Raw genomic sequence first — 3,100 nt, forward strand, 5'->3', positions numbered from 1 at the left:
GCTCAACATGCCGAAGCGCAGGAGTTGCAATGCTTCGGCCAGGTGGAACAGCTCGTCCGCCTCCATTTGCAATCGATCAGCCAGAACCGGCAAGTCCGCGCGACCATTGAACGGAGCCGCGGCCACGGCTTCGATCAGGCCTGACAGAATGTTGGTTGAAACGGGATGCAGCACCATTCCAACGCCCGTGCCGGGAATGCCCTCTATGCTCGAAGGACGCGGCTCCGCCCTCTGCGTCATGCGCGCATAGATGCTGTCGACCAACTGCCGGAAAGGCGGGTCCAGACGCTTGCGCGGATGCTGGAGATCGACCCTGATTTCGGCGGCGATCCGACCGGGATTTGATGAAAAAACGAGAATTCGGTCGCACATCAGCACCGCCTCTTCGATATTGTGCGTGACCATCAGGACCGACTTCATCGGCAGACGGCCTTCTACCCAAAGGTCGATGATATCGGTGCGCAATGTTTCGGCGGTGAGAACGTCCAGGGCCGAAAATGGCTCGTCCATCAGCAACAGATCCGGATGGACAACGAGTGCGCGGGCGAAGCCGACACGCTGGCGCATACCCCCGGACAATTCCTTGGGATAGGCCGATTCGAAACCGTCGAGACCGATCAGGTCGATCGCGGCAAGGGCGCGTTTGCGTTGTTCCGGTTTAGCGACGCCGAGCGCGTCAAGGCCGAGCTCCACATTCTCCAGCACCGTCAGCCAGGGGAAAAGCGCGAAGGATTGGAAAACCATGGCTATGCCGCGCGGCGGTCCATCGATGACTTCGCCACGACAAACGGCGGCGCCCGAGGTCGGCTTGACCAAGCCAGCAATAATACGCAAGAGCGTTGATTTTCCCGAGCCGGAACGCCCAAGCAAACCGACGATCTCGCCAGCCTTGATGGTGAGATCGACCTTTTCCAGAACCACCAGTTCGTCGCCGTTGGCTTTGGCGAAGCTCCGGTTAACGCTTTTCAGGTCGATCAGCGCCGCATCGGCGTTGGGGTTGACGACATCGAGCATGACAATCTCCAAAGCCTTGGTTCAACCCAGGCGCAGGCGGTTTTCAGCGAAAGCATAAAGTGGACGCCACAGCAAACGATTGAATAGCGTGACGTAGATCGACATGACGGCGATACCGAGAATGACGCGATGGAAATCACCGGCTTCGGTGGCCGAAGCGATGTAGGAGCCGAGCCCGACCGCATGAAGTTTAGTGTCGCCCCAGCTGGCGACTTCGGCAACGATGGCCGCGTTCCATGAGCCCCCGGAAGCAGTGATCGCTCCAGTGATGTAATAAGGAAAAATTCCCGGCAGGATGACGTACCGCCACCATTTCCAGCCACTAAGATGGAAGCTTTTCGCCGCCTCCTTCAAATCGCCGGGAAAAGCGGTGGTGCCGGCAATGACGTTGAACAAAATATACCACTGGGTGCCCAAAACCATAAGCGGACTGAGCCAGATATTGGCGTTGAGACCATAATGGACGATCAGGACCACGGCAGCCGGGAAAAGGATGTTGGCCGGAAAGGCGGCCATGAATTGCGCGATCGGCTGGACTTTTTCAGCGACCGAAGGCCGCAAGCCGATCCAGACGCCAATAGGCACCCAGATCAGAGAAGCCAGAGCGATCAGAATCGTCACACGAATCAATGTGTACAGTCCATCGAGGACGGCGGTTTCGACGTCAGACCAGTTCAATGACGCGGCGATAAACTGCACGACCGTCCAGCCAAGCCAAATGGCGCCGATGAAAATGGTGGCGATCCAAACCGCATCGATCGTCCGGTCTGGCACATTGAACGGAAATTTGATCCGCGGAAAATGGGGAAGCGGCAAACGAATGCGTGTCGTCGATTGGATGACGTCGGAAACCCGCGTCACCAGCGTTCTGAGAAATCGAGTCCGACGGAAAATATCAAGCAGCCAGGAGGTAGGCGCTTCCACAGAGGCAGTCTGTTCGAACCGGAATTTGTCGGCCCAGGCCACAATCGGGCGAAACAGCAGCTGGTCGTATATGATGATCACAACGAGCATGGCGAGAACGGCATAACCCACGGCCGGAAGGTTCTGCTCCTTGATGGCGGTCGCCACATAGGCGCCCACCCCCGGCAAGGTGACCGTGGTGTCGCCAACCGTAATCGCTTCCGACGCAACGACGAAGAACCAGCCGCCTGACATCGACATCATCGTATTCCAGACCAGGCCGGGCACGGCGAACGGCACGTCCAAACGCCAGAAACGCCGCCACCAGGACAGGTGAAAGCTCTGTGTCGCCTCTTCCAGATCCCTGGGCACATTGCGAAGCGACTGGTACATGCTGAAGGTCATGTTCCAGGCTTGGCTGGTGAAAATGGCAAAGACGGAAGCTAGTTCCGCGCCGATCACCCGGCCGGGGAACAGATTCATAAAAAAGACCACGGTGAAGGTCAAAAACCCGAGAATTGGCACGGATTGAAGAATATCGAGCACAGGAATGAGAACCATTTCCGCCCGGCGGCTCTTGGCGGCGATGGTTGCGTAAACAAAGGTGAAAAGTAGCGACGCGACGATAGCCGCCAACATTCGCAAGGTCGTGCGCAAGGCATATTCAGGCAAACACCAAGGATCGAGCGAGATCGGCATCGAGTCCAAAACCGTCAGCGGCACGTTCGCCTGATGCGCGCCATAGGCAACCATGACCAGGACCCCGATCACCAGCGCCAGCGCCGCAAGGTCGAAGAGATTAGGGGCGAAAGCTCGGCCCAAAGCGGTTGGCCGCGCGCTGTTCAGCACTGGCGCTTTTCCTTAATTTCAAGAGCGGGAGCTGGCGAGGAATCGCGGTGAAGTTCGTTACCCTATCGTTGGCGACCAAAATTTGACATTTCGTCACCGGAGTGGCTGCGAACCAACCCTTAGCTTGCGACTCTGCAATTTCAACGGTTTTCAGCGAGTTTTTCCGCAAAATAGGCGATGGTTTTGGAATAAACCGTGGATTTATTCCAGGCGCGTATGGCCTCCATATTCGCGGTTCCCTCCCCCCATGGCTGGCCTCTTTGCCAACCGTAATGCTGTAGGAAGTTCGCGGTTGAGGCCAGAACGTCGGCCTTGTCGTGGATGAGATCGCGAG

Annotated in this window: 3 protein-coding genes; all 3 read right to left on the minus strand. The window is 57.4% G+C overall.

Translation table 11 applies throughout. The features are described 5' to 3' along the window. On the minus strand, nucleotides 1-1,014 hold a 1,014-nt coding region (locus tag ACLP2E_RS22180; protein ID WP_442467152.1), incomplete at its 3' end, for an ATP-binding cassette domain-containing protein. A 21-nt stretch (nucleotides 1,015-1,035) separates the two neighbouring features. Further along, nucleotides 1,036-2,670: an ABC transporter permease gene (locus ACLP2E_RS22185; protein WP_442467154.1), complete on the minus strand. Its 1,635-nt coding sequence runs from the start codon at nucleotides 2,668-2,670 to the stop codon at nucleotides 1,036-1,038. 236 nt (nucleotides 2,671-2,906) lie between these two features. Next, nucleotides 2,907-3,100, minus strand: a 194-nt coding sequence (locus tag ACLP2E_RS22190; protein ID WP_442467153.1) for a lytic murein transglycosylase, incomplete at its 5' end; no start/stop codon positions are given.

This window comes from Rhodoblastus sp., assembly GCF_052145335.1.
In the GTDB taxonomy this organism is placed as follows: Bacteria; Pseudomonadota; Alphaproteobacteria; order Rhizobiales; family Beijerinckiaceae; genus Rhodoblastus.

Excerpts from the sequence above, each read along its gene's own strand:
- ACLP2E_RS22185 (WP_442467154.1), bottom strand. The coding sequence starts at position 2,670 with ATGGTTGCCTATGGCGCGCATCAGGCGAACGTGCCGCTGACGGTTTTG.